This is a genomic window from Streptomyces pilosus, from assembly GCF_014649835.1.
Taxonomy (GTDB): domain Bacteria; phylum Actinomycetota; class Actinomycetes; order Streptomycetales; family Streptomycetaceae; genus Streptomyces; species Streptomyces pilosus.
Genome location: NZ_BMTU01000001.1, coordinates 153,078 through 172,807, shown reverse-complemented (window position 1 = coordinate 172,807; position 19,730 = coordinate 153,078). Strand labels below are relative to the sequence as shown.

The window sequence follows — 19,730 nt, the reverse complement described above, 5'->3', positions numbered from 1 at the left end:
GCCTGATATGAGTGCAGGGCTCGGCCGGTGCGGCAACGCGCCGGTCGAGCCCTGACGCACGTATCGGAGCAGACGCCCTCTTCCGATCACGAGCGATCACGAGCGAACACCAGCTCTAGCCAGGGAGCCCCCATGAAGACGATCGACGAACTCCTCTCCGAAGGGGTCGCGGGCCGGCGGGTCTTCGTCCGCGCCGACCTCAACGTGCCGCTGGACGGCACCACCATCACCGACGACGGCCGGATCCGCGCCGTGGTGCCCACCGTCAGGGCGCTCGCCGAGGCGGGCGCCCGCGTGGTCGTCGCCTCGCACCTGGGCCGCCCCAAGGGCACCCCGGACCCCGCCTTCTCCCTCGCCCCTGCCGCCGCGCGCCTCGGCGAACTCCTCGGCGCCGACGTCGCCTTCGCCACCGACACCGTCGGCGAGTCCGCCACCGCCACCGTCGACGGCCTCGCCGACGGCCAGGTCGCGGTCATCGAGAACCTGCGCTTCAACGCCGGCGAGACCAGCAAGGACGACGCCGAGCGCGGCGCCTTCGCCGACCGGCTGGCCGCCCTCGCCGACGCGTACGTCGGCGACGGTTTCGGCGCGGTGCACCGCAAGCACGCCTCGGTCTTCGACCTCCCGGCGCGCCTGCCGCACTACGCCGGGTACCTCATCGCCACCGAGGTCGGCGTGCTGAGGAAGCTCACCGACGACGTCAAGCGGCCCTACGTGGTCGCCCTCGGCGGCGCCAAGGTCTCCGACAAGCTGGCCGTGATCGACCAGCTGCTCGGCAAGGCCGACCGCATCCTCATCGGCGGCGGCATGGCGTACACCTTCCTCAAGGCCCAGGGCCACGAGATCGGCACCTCGCTGGTGCAGGAGGACCAGGTCCCGGCCGTCCGGGAGTACCTGGAGCGCGCCGGGAAGAACGGCGTGGAACTGCTGGTGCCGGTCGACACGCTGGTCGCGGCCGAGTTCCCGGACATGAAGTCCAAGGCGCCGGCCGACCCCGCCACCGTCGCCGCGGACGCCATGCCCGCCGGTCGGATGGGCCTGGACATCGGTCCCGCGACCAGCGCGCTGTACGCCTCGAAGCTCGCCGACGCCGGCACCGTCTTCTGGAACGGCCCCATGGGCGTCTTCGAGCACCCCGACTACGCCGAGGGCACCAAGGCGGTCGCCCAGGCCCTCATCGACTCGCCGGGATTCACCGTGGTGGGCGGCGGGGACTCCGCCGCCGCGGTCCGTACCCTGGGCTTCGACGAGCAGGCATTCGGCCACATCTCGACCGGAGGCGGCGCCTCCCTCGAATACCTCGAGGGCAAGACGCTCCCCGGCCTCGCCGCACTGGAGGACTGACCCTCAATGACCACCCGTACGCCGCTGATGGCGGGCAACTGGAAGATGAACCTCAACCACCTCGAGGCCATCGCCCACGTCCAGAAGCTCGCCTTCGCCCTGGCCGACAAGGACTACGAGGCCGTCGAGGTCGCCGTCCTGCCGCCCTTCACCGACCTGCGCTCCGTGCAGACCCTCGTCGACGGCGACAAGCTGAAGATCAAGTACGGTGCCCAGGACATCTCCGCGCACGACGGCGGCGCCTACACCGGCGAGATCTCCGGCCCCATGCTGGCCAAGCTGAAGTGCACCTTCGTGGCCGTCGGCCACTCCGAGCGCCGCCAGTACCACGCCGAGACCGACGAGATCGTCAACACCAAGGTCAAGGCCGCCTACAAGCACGGCATCACCCCCATCCTCTGCGTCGGCGAGGAGCTGGAGGTCCGCGAGGCGGGCAACCACGTCGCCCACACCCTGGCCCAGGTCGAGGGCGGTCTGAAGGACCTCCCGGCCGAGCAGGCCGAGTCGGTCGTGATCGCCTACGAGCCGGTGTGGGCCATCGGCACCGGCAAGGTCTGCGGCGCCGAGGACGCCCAGGAGGTCTGCGCCGCCATCCGCGGCAAGATCGCCGAGCTGTACGGCCAGGAGCTGGCCGACGGGGTGCGCATCCAGTACGGCGGCTCCGTGAAGTCGGGCAACGTCGCCGAGATCATGGCGCAGGCCGACATCGACGGGGCCCTGGTCGGCGGCGCCTCGCTGGACGCGGACGAGTTCGTCAAGATCATCCGTTTCCGCGACCAGTGAGTAGGCCGTAGGGCCGATCCGTCGTACTCTTGCGGGGTCCAGTCCTGTGCTGGGCCCCGCGTCGTCCATCCGAATCCGAGGAAGTTGGTCCAGCCGTGGTTATGGGGTTCTCCATCGCCCTGATCGTCTTCAGCCTGCTGCTGATGCTGCTGGTGCTGATGCACAAGGGGAAGGGCGGCGGCCTCTCCGACATGTTCGGTGGTGGCATGCAGTCCTCCGTCGGCGGCTCCTCGGTCGCCGAGCGCAACCTCGACCGGATCACCGTCGTGGTCGGTCTGCTCTGGTTCGCGTGCATCGTGGTGCTCGGCATCACGATGAAGGTGAACAACTGACCCGAGGGCGCATTCCGCTCGCATTTCCACGTGAAGCCCCATGTCGGGTACGCGCCGCCGGGCGCGGCCTATCATGGGGCTTGCGTCTGGATGCGAGGAAAGGTAACTCCTATCACTGGACGCGCGTTGGGCCTTACGTAGACTGAGGCGCTCGCGGCGAAGCGGAAGGCCGACTCGTTTCGCGGCACCATCACGCAGGGAGTTACGACCGTGGCAAGTGGCAACGCGATCCGGGGAAGCCGGGTCGGGGCGGGGCCGATGGGCGAGGCCGAGCGCGGCGAGTCCGCGCCGCGGCTGCGCATCTCCTTCTGGTGCTCCAACGGGCACGAGACACAGCCGAGCTTCGCAAGCGACGCGCAGGTGCCCGATACCTGGGACTGCCCCCGCTGCGGCTTTCCGGCCGGGCAGGACCGCGACAATCCCCCGGACCCGCCCCGTACCGAGCCCTACAAGACGCACCTCGCCTACGTGCGGGAGCGGCGCAGCGACGCGGACGGCGAGGCGATCCTCGCCGAGGCGCTCGCCAAGCTGCGGGGCGAGATCTAGGGTTCCTCCCGGGCGGCCCCCGGACTCCGACGCCGGGACCGGTTCGCACTCCGGACTCCTTCGGCCTTCTTCACCGCTGATCAATTAGGTTGGGAACAGCCGGCACAGCGGGGGACACCCAAGGAAGAAGGCTGAAGTCCGAGATGAACGCAGACGGCCGTACGAGGCTCAACCAGACGCCCGAGTGGACCGCACTGGCCAAGCACCGCGAGGAGCTCGGCGAGGTGCGGCTGCGCGAGTTGTTCGCCGCCGACCCCTCCCGCGGCACCGGGTACACCCTCCGGGTCGGTGACTTGTACGTCGACTACTCCAAGCACCTGGTCACCGACGAAACGCTGCGGCTGCTGCGGGAGTTGGCCGCCGCCACCGACGTCTCCGGGCTGCGCGACGCCATGTTCCGCGGCGAGAAGATCAACACCACCGAGGACCGTGCGGTGCTGCACACCGCGCTCCGGGCCGCCCGTGACGCGGTGATCGAGGTCGACGGGGAGAACGTCGTCCCGGCCGTGCACGCCGTCCTCGACAGGATGGCCGACTTCGCCGGCCGGGTCCGCTCCGGCGAGTGGACCGGCCACACCGGCAAGCGCATCCGCAACGTCGTCAACGTCGGCATCGGCGGCTCCGACCTCGGCCCCGCCATGGCGTACGAGGTGCTGCGCGCCTTCACCGACCGCGACCTCACCGTCCGCTTCGTGTCCAACGTGGACGGCGCCGACCTGCACGAGGCGACCCGGGACCTGGACCCGGCCGAGACGCTGTTCGTCATCGCGTCCAAGACCTTCACCACCATCGAGACGGTCACCAACGCCACCTCGGCGCGGACCTGGCTGCTCGACGCGCTCGGAGCAGGCGACGAGGCGGTGGCCAAGCACTTCGTCGCCCTGTCCACCAACGCCGAGAAGGTCGCCGAGTTCGGCATCGACACGGCGAACATGTTCGAGTTCTGGGACTGGGTCGGCGGCCGCTACTCCTACGACTCCGCGATCGGCCTCTCGCTGATGATCGCCATCGGCCCGGACCGCTTCCGGGAGATGCTCGACGGGTTCCGCCTCGTCGACGAGCACTTCCGCACCGCCCCCGCCGAGTCCAACGTGCCGCTGCTCCTCGGCCTGCTGGGTGTCTGGTACGGCAACTTCCACGACGCGCAGTCGCACGCGGTCCTGCCGTACTCGCACTACCTGTCGAAGTTCACCGCCTACCTCCAGCAGCTCGACATGGAGTCCAACGGCAAGTACGTCGACCGGGACGGGCGCGAGGTGGAGTGGCAGACCGGCCCGGTCGTCTGGGGCACCCCGGGCACCAACGGGCAGCACGCCTACTACCAGTTGATCCACCAGGGGACGAAGCTCATCCCGGCCGACTTCATCGGGTTCGCCGAACCGGTCGCCGAGCTGAGCGACGAACTCAAGGCGCAGCACGACCTGTTGATGGCCAATTTCTTCGCCCAGACGCAGGCGCTCGCCTTCGGCAAGACCCCGGAGGAGGTCCGCGGCGAAGGGGTGCCGGAGGAGCTCGTCCCGCACAGGACGTTCAAGGGCGACCATCCCACCACCACGATCCTCGCGCGCGAGCTGACGCCGTCCGTGCTCGGCCAGCTCGTCGCGCTCTACGAGCACAAGGTGTTCGTCCAGGGCGCGATCTGGAACATCGACTCCTTCGACCAGTGGGGCGTCGAGCTCGGCAAGGTCCTCGCCAAGCGCGTCGAGCCCGCGCTGACCGAGGGCGCCGACGTCCCCGGACTGGACCCCTCCACCAAGGCGCTGGTCGCCACCTACCGGGAGCTGCGCGGGCGGCGGTGACCCGACGCGGTGAGCGGGCGGCCGCGCGCCGCCCGCTTCCCGTAGAATCCCCGGCGATCGTCACGACGAGCGTTCGGGGGAGCACAACGTGGCACGTACGTCCGGGAGTTGGACCGGCGGCACACTCAGGGCCGGGACCTTCCTGAGACCGCACCGCGTGGCGAGGGCGGTGTTCCATCCCGCGTGGATCCCGCAGTCGCCCGACCCGTCGATCGAGCGGCTCAAGCGCGTCCGCGTCATCGCCGGGGGAGTCGCGTCCATCGGCGTCTACACCGTCCTCGAGGGCGGCTTCGAGATCGCGGAGCTGGTGGAGAACGCGCTGATCGCCTCGGCGGTGCTGCTCTTCCTCACGCCGGCGACCGTCGGCGTGATGCTCCTCTTCTGGCGGCGCACCGGCACCGTGCGGCAGCTGAAGGTGCCCCTCCTCAACTCCCTCAAGCTGCTGCTGCTCTTCATCGGCTGCGTGGTCGCGCTGGTGATGCTGGTGCGGTCGGCGAACTCCGCCGCAGGCAACCCCCTGCTGCTCCTGGGGGTGGGCGCGGTCATGATGTGGATGCTCGTCCTCGTCGTGTCCGGGGCCGTGCGGGTCTCCGGCAACTTCTTCGGCACGGCCGCCGTGCACCGCTGCCTGCCCGCGCTGCTCGCCACGGTGACCACCTGGCTGATGGCGATCCCGGACCTGGTCACCGGCGATCTGCACGGGCTCGGACTCACCATGGGCGTCGTCTTCATCCTCGGTGCCCCGGTGACCGTCACGGCGATCGCCCTGCTGGAGACGGACCGGCTCAGGCGCCGCTACGGCATCCGGCTGCGCACCCACCCGGCGAGCCTGCCCCCGGTCCCCGTACCGGTGCCGCCGGTCCCGCCGGCGGGACTGCCCCACGTACCCCCGCAGGGGAACCCGTACGGTCACCCGCAGCCCGTGTACGCCCCCTGGGCGGGCGCCGCGCCCCACGGCCACCCGCAGCCCCCGTACGCGCCCGGCCCGGGCGGCAACCCGTACGGGCCCGGCCCCGGCGGCAACCCGTACGCCCCGCAGCCGCCGCACGGCCGCCCCTACGGGAGCTGACGCGCCGGCCGGACCGGGTCAGGCCACCGCGCCGAGCGTGTCCGCGAGACGGCGGCGGGCCGCCCGCGCGGCCGGGAGGGCGGCGAGGGCGGCGGCGCCCAGCACCGCGGCCGTGCCGAGCAGCAGCAGGAGCAGCGGGGACGGCCCCTGGGCGATCCCGGCGCCGATGCCGCTCGATCTCCCCTGCGCGTCGATCAGCCAGTGCGCCAGCGGCAGCCCCAGGACCACCGCGAGCAGCATCGCCACCAGGGCCGTCCCGGCGGTGGCCGTGACCGTGACGGCGGTGATCTGCCGGGGGGAGAGGCCGATGGCCTTGAGCGCGAGCAGATCGCGTTCGCCCTCGCGGACCGTGCCGCCGATCGCCGTGAGCAGTTCGATCAGCCCGATCAGCGCGAGGATCGCGATCAGTCCGAGCACGACCGCGCGCAGCGGGGACAGTCCGTCCGCCGGGTTGGCCACCGTGTGCACGTCCAGGTGCCCGCGGCCCGCCGAGGCCAGCCGGGCGGCCACCTCCTCCGGGTCGGCGCCGGGCTCCAGCCGGAGCTGGTAGCGGCTCGGCCGCAGGTCCGGGTCGCCCGCGCGGAGGGTGTCGAGCGAGGTGGAGATGACCCGTCCGGCGTTCTCCGGCTCGATGCTGCGGCCGACGATGTGCAGGATCTGCGGCCGCTCCCCGACGGTCATCCGCACCCAGTCGCCGACCCGGACGTGCAGCAGGTCGAGCAGTCCCTGCCCGGCCACCGCCTCGTGGGGCCCCCGCGCGGTGCGGCCCTCGGCCAGGGTGTACGGGTACGGCTCCGCACGGGTGCCGAGTCCGCGCAGGGCGATGGTGGCGGTCTGGCCGGGGACCAGCGCGGCCACCTCCACGCCCGGGTAGGCGGCGGCGACCTGCGGATCGCGCTCCAGCAGGGCGCGGGCCCGCGCGTCGTCCAGCGAGGCGTCCGCGCGGACACCGAGCGCGGTGGGCATCCCCATCCGTTCGGGACTGCTGTGGAAGCGGTCGATGGTGGTCCAGGCGCTCAGCGCCACCACGATCAGCAGCAGCGGCAGCGTCAGCCTGGCCACCGCGCCCAGCGAACGCGACCGGCGGCCGAACGCCTTGTGCCAGCCCAGCACCAGCGCGGGCGGCACCCGCGCCCCGAGCGCCCGCCGCGCCAGGCCCGTGAGCCGTCCGGCCGGGGGCGCCGCGGGCCGGGGGACCGGGACGGGCGGCACCCGTCCCGCGCGCCAGGCGGCCAGCCCGGTGGTCGCGCCGATGAACAGCACCGCCCCCGCCGGGACCGCGAACAGGGCCGCCGTGTGCCCGGGCAGCCCCTGCCACACGTCGACCGCGTCCCCGAGCCGTCCCGGCACCGCGCCGCCCAGCGCCTCGGTGAGCGCGGCGGCGGCCACCGCGCCGAGCAGGGCGTAGACCAGGTGCTGGACGAGGAAGACCCGGACGACCTGGCCGGGCGTGAAACCGATCGCCTTCAGGACGGACAGGTCCCGCAGATGCCCCCGGATCCGGGTGGCGATCGCCCCGTGCACGGCGAACCCGGCGGCGACCAGCGCGCCGAGCCCGAACAGGCCCAGTACCTGCCCCAGCAGCCGGTTGTCGCCCTGCGCCTCGGCGCGCGCCTGCTGCCAGGTGGCCACTTCGCCGATCGCCCCGGCGCCCAGCTCGGTCACCGCCCGCTGCACCGCGTAGCCGCTGTCGCCCGGGTCGGTCAGCCGCAGCCCGACGACCTGGCCGACCGGTTCGGGCACCGCCGCGGGCAGGGCCCACACCAGGCCCGGGCGTTCACCCGGCCGGTAGCGCGGTTCGGAGCTGTCGGCGATGCCCACCACGGTCAGTCTGCGCGCGCTGCCGGGCACGGTGAGCGTGTCACCGGGCGCGGTCAGCAGCGCACGGGCGAGCCGGCTCTCCAGGACCACCCCGCCCGGGGTGGCCGGGTCCAGCCAGTGCCCCGAGGTGATCAGCGGGCGGCCCACCTCCGGTTCGGCGGGGGTGGAGCGGAGCTCGACGGAGGCGCGGCCGCCCTTGGAGGCCAGGGTGAGGGAGGCCGTCGGGTAGGGGCCGGAGACGGACTCGACACCGTCCAGGCCGGCCAGCCTCCCGGCGTCGGCGGCGGCGGTGGTGTGCAGCGTGACGTGCGCGCCGTGCGCCTGGGTGAAGACGCGCTGCCAGGGGTTGGTGGCGTAGCCGAACAGGGCCGTGGCCAGCAGCAGGGACGCGACGATGCCCGCGGTGGCGAGCACCAGGAACAGCGCCTCGCCGCGGTGCCTGCGCAGATCGGAGTGCGCCCAGCGCAGAGTCGCCCGCACCGCGGGTCAGTCCTTCGGAGGGAGGTCGTGGCGGCGCATGTCAGTCCCTGAGCTCCAGCACACCTGAGGTGCCGGCCCGGCGGGTGGGTGCGCCGCCGTCCAGCTCCGCGTCGTCGGCGATCCGGCCGTCGAAGAAGCTGATCACCCGGTCCGCGGCGCTGGCCAGCCGCGCGTCGTGCGTGACCAGCAGGATGGTCTGCCCGCGACGGTGGAAGCGGGACAGCAGCCGCATCACCTCGCGGGTGCCCCTGCTGTCGAGACTGCCCGCGGGCTCGTCGGCCAGCAGCAGCGGCGGGTGGTTGACCAGCGCCCGCGCGAGGGCGACCCGCTGCTGCTCGCCGCCGGACAGCTCGCCCGGCATGCTGCGCTCCTTGCCCTGGAGGCCGAGTTCGGCGAGGAGTTCCTCCCGGCCGGCGCGGGCCTTCCTCGGAGGCACCCCGGCGAGCAGGGCGGGCAGCTCCACGTTGTCGGCGACCGACAGGTCGGAGACGAGGTTGAAGAACTGGAAGACGATCCCGATGCGCCTGCGGCGCTCCACCGCCCAGCGGGCCTCGCCGTAGCCGTCGGTGCACTCGCCGTCCAGCCAGATGCTGCCCGCGTCGGGCCGCTGGAGCCCGCCGAGCAGGTGCAGCAGCGTCGACTTGCCCGCACCGGACGGGCCGGTGATCGCCACGAACTCGCCGCGGGTCACCCGCAGGTCCACCCCGCGCACGGCACGGGCCGGGGCGCCCTCGCCGTGGTGCGTCTTGACCAGGCCCTCGGCGCGCAGCACTTCAGCGGTGCTCTCGCTCACTGAAGCTCCTCCAGCTCTTCCTGGCACCGCTCCAGCCAGTCGAGGTCGGCCTGCAGGTGCAGCATCGCGCCCTCGATCAGCAGGTGGGAGATGCGGTTGTCCCGGTCTTCGGCGGCGGCCAGCTTCGACAGCTGCCGCATGGTGTTCAGGTACTGGCGCCGCTGTCTGTTGATCAGGGCGATCTGGTCGGCGAGACCGGTCTGCGGGGCGAGGGCCAGTTTCATGAAGAACTCGTCCCGCACCCGCGGTTCGTCCGCCGTCTCCTCGTACCAGGCGCGCAGCGCCTCCCGCCCGGCGTCGGTGAGGTGGTAGACCTTCTTGTTGGGCCGGCTCGACTGCTCGACGTCCTCGCCCTCGATCAGTCCGGTCTTCTCCAGGCGGCCGAGGGTGACGTAGATCTGGCCGACGTTCGGCTGAGGGTACGCGGCGCCCAGCAGTTGCTCAAGGTCCTGCTTGAGCTCGTAGCCGTGGGCCGGGCCGCGGGCGAGCAGGGCCAGGAGGGCAAGCCGCACTCGTGCTCTCCTCCTCGGGTCCTGGGGGCAATGTGCCGCAGGCCCTAGTATCGCCCATACCTAACGGGTATACATGGCCTCTGACTCCCGGACGATGGTGCCCGGGTGCCGGTGTACAGGGAGGAACCTATGCGGTGGATCCATGCCGCGGGTAGGGGCCTCCTCGTCCTGATCGTGGTCCTGACCGGTTACGCCGCCTCGGGCGCGCGGGCCGGCGAGCCCGGCGGGAGCGGCCGCGGTCCGCTCACCCTGGCCACGGCCGGCGACCTCACCGGCTATCTCGGCACCGTCCTCGACGGCTGGAACCGCACCCATCCCGGCGAGAAGGTCACCCTCGTCGAGCTGCCCGACTCGGCCGACGAGACCCGCGCGCAGATGATCACCGACCTGCGCGGCGGGGACCGCGGCCGGTTCGACGTGCTCAACATCGACGTGAGCTGGACCTCGGAGTTCGCCGCCGCCGGGTGGATACGCCCGCTGCCCCGCGACCGCTTCCCGCTCGACACCTTCCTGCGCCCGGTCGTGGGCACCGCGACCTACGACGACCGGCTCTACGCCGTCCCGTACGTGACCAACGCCGGGCTGCTGCTGTACCGCAAGGATGTCCTCGACGCGGCGGGCGTCCCGCCGCCGCGCACCTGGGCCGAACTGGAACGGGCCGCGAAGACCCTCGCCCCTCAGCGCGGGCTCGGCGGCTACGCGGGCCAGTTCCTCCCCTACGAGGGGCTGACGGTGAACGCGGCCGAGGCCGTCTACTCGGCGGGCGGCACCATCCTCGGAGACGAGGGGGAACGCGTCACCGTGAACTCCCGTGCCGCCCGGGAGGGCATCGGTTTCCTGGCCCGCGGGATCCGTGAGGGCTGGATACCGCGGGAGGCGCTGGCGTACAAGGAGGAGGAGTCCCGGCAGGCCTTCCAGGACGGGCGGCTGCTCTTCCTGCGCAACTGGCCCTACGCCTACGTCGCGGCCTCCGCCCCGGGATCGAAGGTCGCGGGCAAGGTCGGCGCCGTGCCGCTGCCCGGTTCCGGGGGCCCGGGCACCAGCGTCCTCGGCGGCTCCAACCTGGCCGTCAGCAGCCACGCCCGGCATCCCGACTCCGCCGCACGCCTGATCGCGTACCTCACCAGCGAGCGCGTGCAGCGCCAGGTGCTCACGCGCGGCGCGCTGCCGCCCGTACGGGCCGGCCTGTACGACGACCCCGGGCTGATCCGGCGGTTCCCGTACCTGCCGACCCTGCGGGAGAGCGTACGGGCCGCCGCTCCGCGTCCGAAGAGCCCGCACTACGACCAGGTGAGCCTGGTGGTGCAGGCGGTGGTGCACGACGCGATGGCCGGGCGGCAGACGCCCGAGGCCGCGGTGCGCCGGCTGGCGGGCGAGCTCGCCGCCGTCTCCTCCCGGTAGAACGGACCCGGGGCACCGCTTTTCTAGTTACGCGTTAGGTAACGCGGACGTCTCGAATGCGTCCGATGCGCCTTTCTTTGTCCCGGTATGAACGGGCCAACTGTCCGGTAGCTTGCGCAGTTTCATTGACACCCTCACGACACCGCTACTTAACATGCATGCATAACAACTAGGCCTCCTCACAGACAGGTCAATGGGGTGAACAGGCACCAATGGTGGCGTGACGCGGTGATCTATCAGGTCTACGTCCGCAGCTTTCTGGACAGCACCGGGGACGGCATCGGCGATCTCGCCGGAGTCAGGGCGGGACTGCCCTACCTGCGGAAACTCGGCGTGGACGGCATCTGGCTGAGCCCCTTCTACCCGTCGCCGCAGCACGACCACGGCTACGACGTGGCCGACTACCGCGACGTCGACCCGGTCTTCGGCGACCTCGCCGAGTTCGACCTGCTGGTGTCCGCCGCCCGCCGGCTCGGCATCAAGGTCCTGCTGGACATCGTCCCCAACCACTGCTCCAGCGAGCACCCCTGGTTCCGCGAGGCGCTCGCCGCCGCCCCCGGCAGTCCCGAACGCGCCCGCTTCCACTTCGCCGACGGCCGCGGACCGGACGGCGCCGAGCCGCCCAACAACTGGCACGCCATGTTCGGCGGCCCCGCCTGGAGCCGGGTCACCGAGCCCGACGGCCGCCCCGGCCAGTGGTACCTGCACATGTTCACGCCCGAGCAGCCGGACTGGAACTGGCGCGAGCCCGAGGTCGCCGCCGACTTCGACCGCACCCTCCGCTTCTGGCTGGACCGGGGCGTCGACGGCTTCCGCATCGACGTCGCCGCCGGCCTGTTCAAGCACCCCGAACTGCCCGACTCCCCGGACCCCGAGGCCGACGCCCGCACCCGCGACTCGGTCAACCCGCTGGCCTGGAACCAGCCCGAGGTGCACGACGTGTGGCGGCACTGGCGCGCCGTGTGCGAGGAGTACACCGCTCGCGACGGCCGCGAACGGCTCCTGGTCGGCGAGGTGTCCGTGCCCACCGCCCGCGAACACGCCCGCTACGTCCGCGCCGACGAACTCCACCAGGCCTTCTTCTTCGACCTGCTGGGCGCCCCCTGGGACGCCGACGCCTTCCGCAAGGTCATCTCCGAGGCCATGGAGGACATCGCCGGCACCGGCTCCACCGTCACCTGGGTCCTCAACAACCACGACCAGGTCCGCACCGTCACCCGCTACGGAGAACCCGCCCCCGGGGGCAGCGGGCTCGGTGCCGCCCGCGCCCGCGCCGCCGCCCTGCTGATGCTGGCGCTGCCCGGGGCCGCGTACATCTACCAGGGCGAGGAACTGGGCCTGCCCGAGGTCGTCGACCTGCCCGACGAGGTGCTCACCGACCCGATCTTCCGCCGCACCGGCAGCCGCGCGCGGATACGGGACGGCTGCCGGGTGCCGCTGCCCTGGTCGGGACAGGCGAGCCCGTTCGGCTTCACCACCGGTGCCCTCGCCAAGCCCTGGCTGCCGCAGCCCGAGTACTTCGCCGAGTACGCCACCCACCGCGCGCTCGCCGACACCCGCTCCTCCTGGCACCTGTACCGCGACGGCCTCCACCTGCGGGCCGCACTCGACCAGCTGGGCGACGGCACGCTGCACTGGCTGGACACCCAGCCCGGCGTCCTCGCCTTCGCCCGCGGCGACGGCCTCGTCTGCGCCGTCAACTTCACCGCCGCCCCCGTACCCGCTCCGGTCGCCGGCACCCCGCTGCTCGCCAGCGGACCCTGCCCCACCGGAGTGCTTCCCGGCTCCACCGCCGCCTGGTGGATCGACGCCCCCTGAGAAGCAAGCCCCCTCACCTCCCGTTCCCCGACGTATCCCGAAGGACATCGATGATGATGCGACGACGTACCACCCTGCTCGCCGGATGCACCGCCCTCGTCCTCGCGCTCGGCGCGACCGCCTGCGGAGGCGGCGAGCCCGTCGCGGCCGGCGGCGGCGACAAGTCGCTCGACGGCCAGACCGTCACCGTCGCCGGAGTCTGGTCCGGCAGCGAGCAGAAGAACTTCCAGAAGGTGCTGGACGCCTTCACCGAGAAGACCGGCGCCACGACGCAGTTCGTCTCCACCGGCGACAACGTCTCCACCGTCGTCGGCAGCAAGATCGAGGGCGGCAACGCCCCCGACGTCGTCATGGTCCCGCAGGTCGGCGTGCTCAAGCAGTTCGCCGGGAACGGCTGGCTCAAGCCCCTCGACAAGAAGGTCGCCGCCACCGTGGGCGACCACTTCGCCGAGGTCTGGCAGAACTACGGCAGCGTCGACGGCACCCTCTACGCCCTTTACTTCAAGGCCGCCCACAAGTCGACCGTCTGGTACAGCCCCGAGGCCCTCGAACAGGCCGGCGTCACCCCGCCGAAGACCTTCGACGCCATGCTGAAGGACGGCCGGACCGTCTCCGACTCCGGACTCGCCGCCTTCTCCGTCGCCGGACAGGACGGCTGGACCCTCACCGACTGGTTCGAGAACGTCTACCTCTCCCAGGCCGGCCCCGAGAAGTACGACGCCCTCGCCGCGCACGAGATCAAGTGGACCGACCCGACGGTCGTCGAGGCGCTCACCACCCTCGGCACGCTCTTCAAGGACAAGCAGCTCATCGCCGGCGGCCAGAAGGGCGCCCTCAACACCGACTTCCCCGGCTCGGTCGAGAAGGTCTTCGGCCCCGAGGCCGAGGCCGCCATGGTCTACGAGGGCGACTTCGTCGCCGGCGTCGCCAAGGACCAGTTCGGCAGGAACATCGGCACCGACGCGAACTTCTTCCCCTTCCCGCCGGTCGGTGACGGCAAGGCCCCCGTGGTCAGCGGCGGCGACGCGGCCGTCGTCCTCAAGGACGGCAGGAACAGCGAGGCCGGCATGGCCCTCGTGGAGTACCTGGCGAGCCCAGAGGCGGCCGCCGTCTGGGCCGAGGCGGGCGGCTTCCTCTCGCCGAACAAGAAGCTCGACCTCTCCTCCTACGGCGACGACGTCACCCGCGCCACCGCCAAGTCCCTGATCGCCGCCGGTGACTCGGTCCGCTTCGACATGTCCGACCAGGCCCCCGCGGCCTTCGGCGGCACCAAGGGCGCCGGCGAGTGGAAGATCCTCCAGGACTTCCTGCGCGACCCGGCCGACCCGGCGAAGACCGCGGCGGAGCTCGAGAAGGCCGCGGCCAAGGCGTACGGGAACTGACGGCCATGACCGCCACCATGGTCAAAGAGGCGAGCCCCCCGGCACCCGCGCACCCCGGCGGCGCGGGCGGCCGACGCCGGCGCCGCCGGGGGCGGGTCGTCGCCCTGCTGTTCGTGTTCCCCGCGCTGCTCCTGCTCGGCGCGCTCGTGGTCTACCCGGTGCTGTTCTCCGTCGGCCGCAGCCTCTTCGACGCCTCCGGCGACGAGTTCGTCGGCGGCGGGAACTACGCGGAGATGTTCCGCGACCCGACCACCCTCACCGCCATCCGGAACACGGCGATCTGGGTCGTCGTCGCGCCGACCCTGCTGACCGGGCTCGGCCTGATCCTGGCCGTCCTGGTGGAGAAGGTCCGCTGGGCGACCGCCTTCAAGCTCCTGCTGTTCATGCCGATGGCGGTGTCCTTCCTGGCGGCCGGCATCATCTTCCGGCTCGCCTACGACGAGGACCCCGACAAGGGCGTCCTCAACGCCGCCGTCGTCTCCGTCCACGACGCCTTCCGGGGCAGCTCCTCCTACCCGGCCGCCCGCGCGCGGGACGGCGAGGGGCTGACCAAGGAGGCCGACGGCTCCTACGTCACCGGCGCGGACGTCACGCCCGGCGGGACGGCCGCCACGCTGGGCCTGGTCGGGGTCGCCCCCAAGGACCTGCCGGGCGACGCCGAACCCGCCTCGGGGGCGGCGTCCGGGAAGGCCGGCGCCGACGAGGTGCGCGGTGTGGTCCACCTCGACTTCACCCCCGGCGGGGGAGGGAAGCCGGGCGTGGTCGACCGGGAGGAGAGCGGACTGCCCGGCGTCACGGTCGAAGCGGTCCGCGCCGGCGACACCGTGGCGCGCACCACCACCGCGGCCGACGGCTCGTTCCGGTTCACCGGGCTGGACAGCGGCCCGTACACGCTGAGACTGCCGGCGTCGAACTTCGCCGCCCCCTACGACGGCATCTCCTGGCTTGGCCCGGCGCTGGTCACCCCCGCGATCATCGGGGCGTACCTGTGGATCTGGACCGGGTTCGCGATGGTGCTGATCGGCGCGGGGCTCGCCGCCCTGCCCCGGGACGCGCTGGAAGCGGCCCGCATGGACGGCGCCGACGAGTGGCAGATCTTCCGCCGGATCACCGTCCCGCTGCTGGCGCCCGTCCTCACCGTCGTCTTCGTGACCCTGGTCATCAACGTCATGAAGGTCTTCGACCTGGTGTACATCATCGCGCCGGGGCCCGTGCAGGAGGACGCGACCGTGCTCGCGACGCAGATGTGGCTGGTGTCGTTCGGCGGCGGCAACAACCAGGGCCTCGGCAGCGCGCTGGGCGTCCTGCTGCTGCTCCTGGTCGTTCCGGCCATGGTGTTCAACGTCCGCCGTTTCCGAAGGAGTGAGCGATGAACGCGGTGCGGCGGCTGCTCGGCAGAACGGTGGTGCAGGCGTTCCTGGTGGTCGTCGGGCTGGTGTGGATGACACCGCTGGCCGGCCTGTTCCTGTCCTCGCTGAGGTCGGCCGAGGACACCGCGAAGGGCGGCTGGTGGACCGTGTTCACCAGCCCCGGCCAACTGTCCTTCGACAACTACGCGGCGCTGCTGGAGAACTCGGGCATCACCCAGGCGTTCTGGAACACCGTGCTGATCTCGGTGCCGACGACCGTCCTGGTCGTGGTGGTGGCGGCGCTCGCCGGATACGCCTTCGCCTGGCTGGACTTCCCCGGCCGCGACGCCGTGTTCCTCGTCGTGGTCGCGCTGCTGGTCGTGCCCGTGCAGATCGGCCTGCTGCCGGTCGCCAAACTCTTCGGCCAGCTGGGGCTGTTCGGGACCATCCCGGGCGTCGTGCTGTTCCACGTGGCGTACGGGCTGCCGTTCGCCGTGTTCCTGCTGCGGAACTACTTCGCCGAGATGCCGAAGGAGATGCTGGAGGCGGCGCGGATGGACGGGGGGAGCGAGTGGCGGATCTTCACCCGGCTGGTGCTGCCGGTGGGGCGGCCGGCGATCGCCAGTCTCGCGATCTTCCAGTTCCTGTGGGTGTGGAACGACATGCTGGTGGCGCTGCTGTTCGCGGACAGTTCCTCGCAGCCGCTGACGGTGCAGCTCCAGTCGCAGATACGGCAGTTCGGGAGCAACATCGACGTGCTCGCGCCGGGGGCGTTCCTGTCGCTGATCGTGCCGGTCGTGGTGTTCTTCGCGTTCCAGCGGCACTTCGTGCAGGGGGTCATGGCGGGGTCGGTGAAGTAGGGGGACGGGGAAGGGACGGCGGGGGTCTCACCCCCGCCGCCCCTTTCCCCGTCCCGTCCCCCGGGGGCCGTGCCCCCGGGGGACCCTTCGGCCCCGAACGGGCCCCGTCCTCACACGCCGGACGGGCCGGGGAGTTTCGACGCCGCTGCCCGGTCCAGGAGCCACAGGGTGTGGGTCCGGCCCGTCGCCAGGGCCGCCGGGACCCGCGGTCCGTCCGTCCCCGACAGGGCGGTCGCCGCCGCCTCCGCCTTGTCCTCGCCCGCCGCCAGCAGCCAGACCTCCCGGGCCGCCCGGATCGCCGGGAGGGTCAGGGTGATCCGGGTGGGCGGGGGCTTGGGGGCGTCCTGGACGCCGACCACCGTGCGTTCCGTCTCGCGGACCGCGGGCAGCCCGGGGAAGAGGGAGGCCACATGGGTGTCCGGGCCCACGCCCAGCATCAGGACGTCGAAGGCGGGAACGGGGTCGCCCGCGGCGGCGAGCTCCTCCGCGTAGGCGGCCGCCGCCGCGTCCGCGTCCGGGCCGTGCGGGCCGTCCGACGCGGGCATGGCGTGCACGCGCTTCGGGTCCAGCGGCACCGCGTCGAGCAGCGCCTCGCGGGCCTGGGTGACATTGCGGTCCGGGTCGCCCTCCGGCAGGAAGCGCTCGTCCCCCCACCACAGGTCCAGCCGGGACCAGTCGACCGCGTCCCGGGCCGGGGCCGCGGCCAGCGCGGCCAGCAGGCCGTTGCCGTTGCGGCCACCGGTCAGGACCACGGACGCCTCGCCCCGCGTGGCCTGCGCGTCCACGATCCTGGTGATCAGCCGGGCCGCGGCGGCCTGCGCCATCAGCTCCTTGTCCCGGTGCACGACCACCCGCGGTGCCGTACTCACTTCGCCGCCGCCTTCTTCACCGGTGCCTCCGCCGTCGCCCGGGCCGCGGGCGCTTTCGCAGCCGACTCGACGGGAGCGGGGACGGCTTCCCGTTCTCCTTTGGCCGGCCCGCCGGCCCCGTCCTGCGACTTCAGACGCTCCACGCCGTAACGCAGCGCCGAGGCGTAGGTGTCGTCCGGGTCGAGGCGGCGCAGCTCCTCCGCGATCAGCTCCGCCGTGTCGCGGCGCTTGAGCGCCACCGCCCGCTTGGGCTGGCCCTGGATGGACAGCGTCGCCAGCGAGCCGTCCGCGCGGTCCAGCGCGATCGGGCCGCAGTCGGTGTCCATGCGGACCGCGGTGAGCCCGGGACCGGCGGACCGGGTGCGCTTGACGGGGACGTCCAGCCGGTCCGCGAGCCACATCGCCAGCAGCTCACAGCTCGGGTTGAACTCCTCGCCCTCCACCTCCACGCCCTGCACCTCGCAGGCGACCTGGTCCAGCGCGGCGGCCAGCATCGAACGCCAGGGCGTGATGCGGGTCCACGACAGGTCCGTGTCGCCGGGGGTGTAGGCGTCGGCCCGGGCGGCCAGCTCCTCCACCGGCTTCTCGCAGGCGTAGGTGTCGGTCACCCTGCGCTGGGCCAGCGCGCCCAGCGGGTCCTGCGCCGGGTCCAGCGGAGCGTTCACCGGCCACCACACCACCACCGGGGCGTCCGGCAGCAGCAGCGGCAGCACCACCGACTGGGCGTGGTCGACGACCTCGCCGTAGAGACGGAGGATGACCGTCTCGCCGGTACCGGCGTCCGCGCCGACCCGCACCTCGGCGTCCAGCCGGGACTGGGTGCGGTCGCGCAGCGAGCGGGAGACACGCTTGATGACGACGAGCGTGCGCGAGGGGTGCTCGTGCGAGGCGTCGCTCGCCGCCTTCAGCGCGTCGTAGGCGTTCTCCTCGTCCGTCACGATGACCAGCGTCAGCACCATGCCGACGGCCGGGGTGCCGATGGCACGGCGGCCCTTCACCAGCGCCTTGTTGATCTTGCTGGCAGTGGTGTCCGTGAGGTCTGTCTTCATGGCCGGCGCCAGCTCCGTCCGTCTCGCTCGAGCATTTCGTCCGCCTCGACGGGACCCCACGTACCGGCCGGGTACTGGGCCGGCCTGCCGTTGGCGTCCCAGTACTCCTCGATCGGGTCGAGGATCTTCCAGGACAGCTCGACCTCCTCCGTGCGCGGGAAGAGGTTGGAGTCGCCGAGCAGGACGTCGAGGATCAGCCGTTCGTACGCCTCCGGACTGGACTCGGTGAACGACTCGCCGTAGGCGAAGTCCATCGACACGTCCCGGATCTCCATCGACGTGCCCGGCACCTTCGAGCCGAAGCGCACGGTGACGCCCTCGTCGGGCTGCACGCGGATGACGATCGCGTTCGAGCCCAGCTCCTCGGTGGCCGTGGTGTCGAAGGGGGAGTGCGGGGCCCGCTGGAAGACGACGGCGATCTCCGTCACCCTGCGGCCCAGCCGCTTGCCGGTGCGCAGGTAGAAGGGGACGCCCGCCCAGCGGCGGTTGTCGATGCCGAGCCGGATCGCCGCGTAGGTGTCGGTCTTCGAGGAGGCGTCGATGCCGTCCTCCTCCAGATACCCGACCGCCTTCGCGCCGCCCTGCCAGCCCGCCGCGTACTGCCCGCGCACGGTGTCCCGGCCCAGGTCCTTCGGCAGCCGCACGGCACCGAGCACCTTGGTCTTCTCCGCGGCCAGCGCGTCCGCGTCGAAGGAGGCCGGCTCCTCCATGGCGGTGAGCGCGAGCAGCTGCAGGAGGTGGTTCTGGATGACGTCACGGGCGGCGCCGATGCCGTCGTAGTAGCCCGCGCGGCCGCCGATGCCGATGTCCTCGGCCATGGTGATCTGCACGTGGTCGACGAAGGACCGGTTCCAGATCGGCTCGAACATCGTGTTGGCGAAGCGCAGCGCCAGGATGTTCTGGACGGTCTCCTTGCCCAGGTAGTGGTCGATCCGGAACACCTGGTCCGGGGCGAACACCTCGTGGACGATCGCGTTCAGCTCCTCGGCCGACTTCAGGTCGTGGCCGAACGGCTTCTCGATCACCGCGCGCCGCCAGGACCCGTCGGTCTGGTCGGCCAGCCCGTGCTTCTTCAGCTGCTGGATGACCACCGGGAAGGAACGCGGCGGCACCGACAGGTAGAAGGCGAAGTTGCCGCCCGTGCCCTGTGCCTTGTCCAGCTCCTCGATGGTGGCGCGCAGCCGCTCGAAGGACTCGTCGTCGTCGAAGGTGCCCTGCACGAAGCGCATGCCCTGGATGAGCTGCTGCCAGACCTCCTCGCGGAAGGGGGTGCGGGCGTGCTCCTTGACGGCGTCGTGCACCTCCTGGGCGAAGTCCTCGTTCGCCCACTCCCGGCGGGCGAAGCCCACCAGCGAGAAGCCCGGCGGCAGTAGCCCCCGGTTGGCGAGGTCGTACACGGCCGGCATGAGCTTCTTGCGCGACAGGTCACCCGTGACGCCGAAGATGACCAGGCCCGACGGCCCCGCGATGCGCGGGAGCCGTCGGTCCGCCGGGTCACGCAGCGGATTGCTGCTCGACAAGGT

The 19,730-nt window shown here is 72.0% G+C and carries 17 protein-coding genes; 11 read left to right on the top strand and 6 right to left on the bottom strand.

Annotation, left to right across the window (positions count from 1 at the left end; genetic code table 11):
* Nucleotides 1-132: 132 nt before the first annotated feature.
* The 6 genes from IE118_RS33905 to IE118_RS00800 all read left to right on the top strand — a co-directional run bounded on the left by IE118_RS33905 (nt 133) and on the right by IE118_RS00800 (nt 5,873).
* A complete protein-coding gene (locus tag IE118_RS33905) occupies nt 133-1,344 on the top strand; it encodes a phosphoglycerate kinase (protein ID WP_229846628.1) in 1,212 nt (403 codons plus the stop codon).
* A 6-nt stretch (nt 1,345-1,350) separates the two neighbouring features.
* Nucleotides 1,351-2,127 carry a triose-phosphate isomerase gene (gene tpiA, locus IE118_RS33900; protein WP_189595852.1) on the top strand — a complete coding sequence of 259 codons (777 nt, stop codon included), beginning with the start codon at nt 1,351-1,353 and terminating at the stop codon, nt 2,125-2,127.
* 101 nt (nt 2,128-2,228) lie between these two features.
* Nucleotides 2,229-2,459: a preprotein translocase subunit SecG gene (gene secG / locus IE118_RS00815; RefSeq protein ID WP_037938704.1), complete on the top strand. Its 231-nt coding sequence runs from the start codon at nt 2,229-2,231 to the stop codon at nt 2,457-2,459.
* A gap of 210 nt (nt 2,460-2,669) precedes the next feature.
* The gene (locus tag IE118_RS00810; RefSeq protein ID WP_003957010.1) at nt 2,670-3,005 is read left to right on the top strand and encodes an RNA polymerase-binding protein RbpA; all 336 of its coding nucleotides are present in this window, start codon (nt 2,670-2,672) and stop codon (nt 3,003-3,005) included.
* Between the two features lie 143 nt (nt 3,006-3,148).
* Nucleotides 3,149-4,804, top strand: coding sequence for a glucose-6-phosphate isomerase (pgi, locus tag IE118_RS00805; RefSeq protein ID WP_189555239.1), 1,656 nt, complete (start codon nt 3,149-3,151; stop codon nt 4,802-4,804).
* 88 nt (nt 4,805-4,892) lie between these two features.
* The gene (locus IE118_RS00800; RefSeq protein ID WP_189555238.1) at nt 4,893-5,873 is read left to right on the top strand and encodes a hypothetical protein; all 981 of its coding nucleotides are present in this window, start codon (nt 4,893-4,895) and stop codon (nt 5,871-5,873) included.
* An 18-nt stretch (nt 5,874-5,891) separates the two neighbouring features.
* On the opposite strand, the gene IE118_RS00795 is transcribed toward IE118_RS00800, so the two are convergent.
* The 3 genes from IE118_RS00795 to IE118_RS00785 are packed head-to-tail and all read right to left on the bottom strand — an operon-like array spanning nt 5,892 to nt 9,479.
* A complete protein-coding gene (locus IE118_RS00795; RefSeq protein ID WP_189555237.1) occupies nt 5,892-8,174 on the bottom strand; it encodes an ABC transporter permease in 2,283 nt (760 codons plus the stop codon).
* A 40-nt stretch (nt 8,175-8,214) separates the two neighbouring features.
* Nucleotides 8,215-8,967: an ABC transporter ATP-binding protein gene (locus IE118_RS00790; protein WP_189555236.1), complete on the bottom strand. Its 753-nt coding sequence runs from the start codon at nt 8,965-8,967 to the stop codon at nt 8,215-8,217.
* Nucleotides 8,964-9,479, bottom strand: a complete 516-nt coding sequence (locus IE118_RS00785; RefSeq protein ID WP_189555235.1) for a PadR family transcriptional regulator — start codon at nt 9,477-9,479, stop codon at nt 8,964-8,966. Before IE118_RS00785 ends, IE118_RS00790 begins: the two co-directional genes overlap by 4 nt.
* 129 nt (nt 9,480-9,608) lie before the next feature.
* On the opposite strand from IE118_RS00785, the gene IE118_RS00780 reads away from it, so the two are divergent.
* The 5 genes from IE118_RS00780 (at nt 9,609) to IE118_RS00760 (ending at nt 16,289) form a co-directional block, all read left to right on the top strand.
* Nucleotides 9,609-10,880 (top strand): ABC transporter substrate-binding protein, encoded by a 1,272-nt coding sequence (locus IE118_RS00780; protein WP_189555234.1) that lies wholly within the window; start codon nt 9,609-9,611, stop codon nt 10,878-10,880.
* A 198-nt stretch (nt 10,881-11,078) separates the two neighbouring features.
* Nucleotides 11,079-12,698, top strand: coding sequence for a glycoside hydrolase family 13 protein (locus IE118_RS00775; protein WP_189555233.1), 1,620 nt, complete (start codon nt 11,079-11,081; stop codon nt 12,696-12,698).
* A gap of 53 nt (nt 12,699-12,751) precedes the next feature.
* On the top strand, nt 12,752-14,080 hold the full coding sequence (locus IE118_RS00770; RefSeq protein WP_189555232.1) for an ABC transporter substrate-binding protein: 1,329 nt from the start codon (nt 12,752-12,754) through the stop codon (nt 14,078-14,080).
* A 5-nt stretch (nt 14,081-14,085) separates the two neighbouring features.
* Nucleotides 14,086-15,453, top strand: coding sequence for an ABC transporter permease (locus tag IE118_RS00765; RefSeq protein ID WP_189555231.1), 1,368 nt, complete (start codon nt 14,086-14,088; stop codon nt 15,451-15,453).
* Nucleotides 15,450-16,289 (top strand): carbohydrate ABC transporter permease, encoded by an 840-nt coding sequence (locus tag IE118_RS00760; RefSeq protein ID WP_189555230.1) that lies wholly within the window; start codon nt 15,450-15,452, stop codon nt 16,287-16,289. The genes IE118_RS00765 and IE118_RS00760 overlap by 4 nt, the downstream gene beginning before the upstream one ends.
* A gap of 110 nt (nt 16,290-16,399) precedes the next feature.
* Here the strand turns inward: IE118_RS00760 and pgl are convergent, their stop codons facing one another.
* From pgl to zwf, 3 genes are read right to left on the bottom strand one after another with little or no spacing between them, the layout of a single operon-like run.
* A complete protein-coding gene (gene pgl, locus IE118_RS00755; protein WP_189555229.1) occupies nt 16,400-17,158 on the bottom strand; it encodes a 6-phosphogluconolactonase in 759 nt (252 codons plus the stop codon).
* A complete protein-coding gene (opcA, locus tag IE118_RS00750; RefSeq protein ID WP_189555228.1) occupies nt 17,155-18,207 on the bottom strand; it encodes a glucose-6-phosphate dehydrogenase assembly protein OpcA in 1,053 nt (350 codons plus the stop codon). Before opcA ends, pgl begins: the two co-directional genes overlap by 4 nt.
* Nucleotides 18,204-19,727: a glucose-6-phosphate dehydrogenase gene (zwf, locus tag IE118_RS00745; protein WP_189555227.1), complete on the bottom strand. Its 1,524-nt coding sequence runs from the start codon at nt 19,725-19,727 to the stop codon at nt 18,204-18,206. The genes opcA and zwf overlap by 4 nt, the downstream gene beginning before the upstream one ends.
* Nucleotides 19,728-19,730 lie beyond the last annotated feature (3 nt).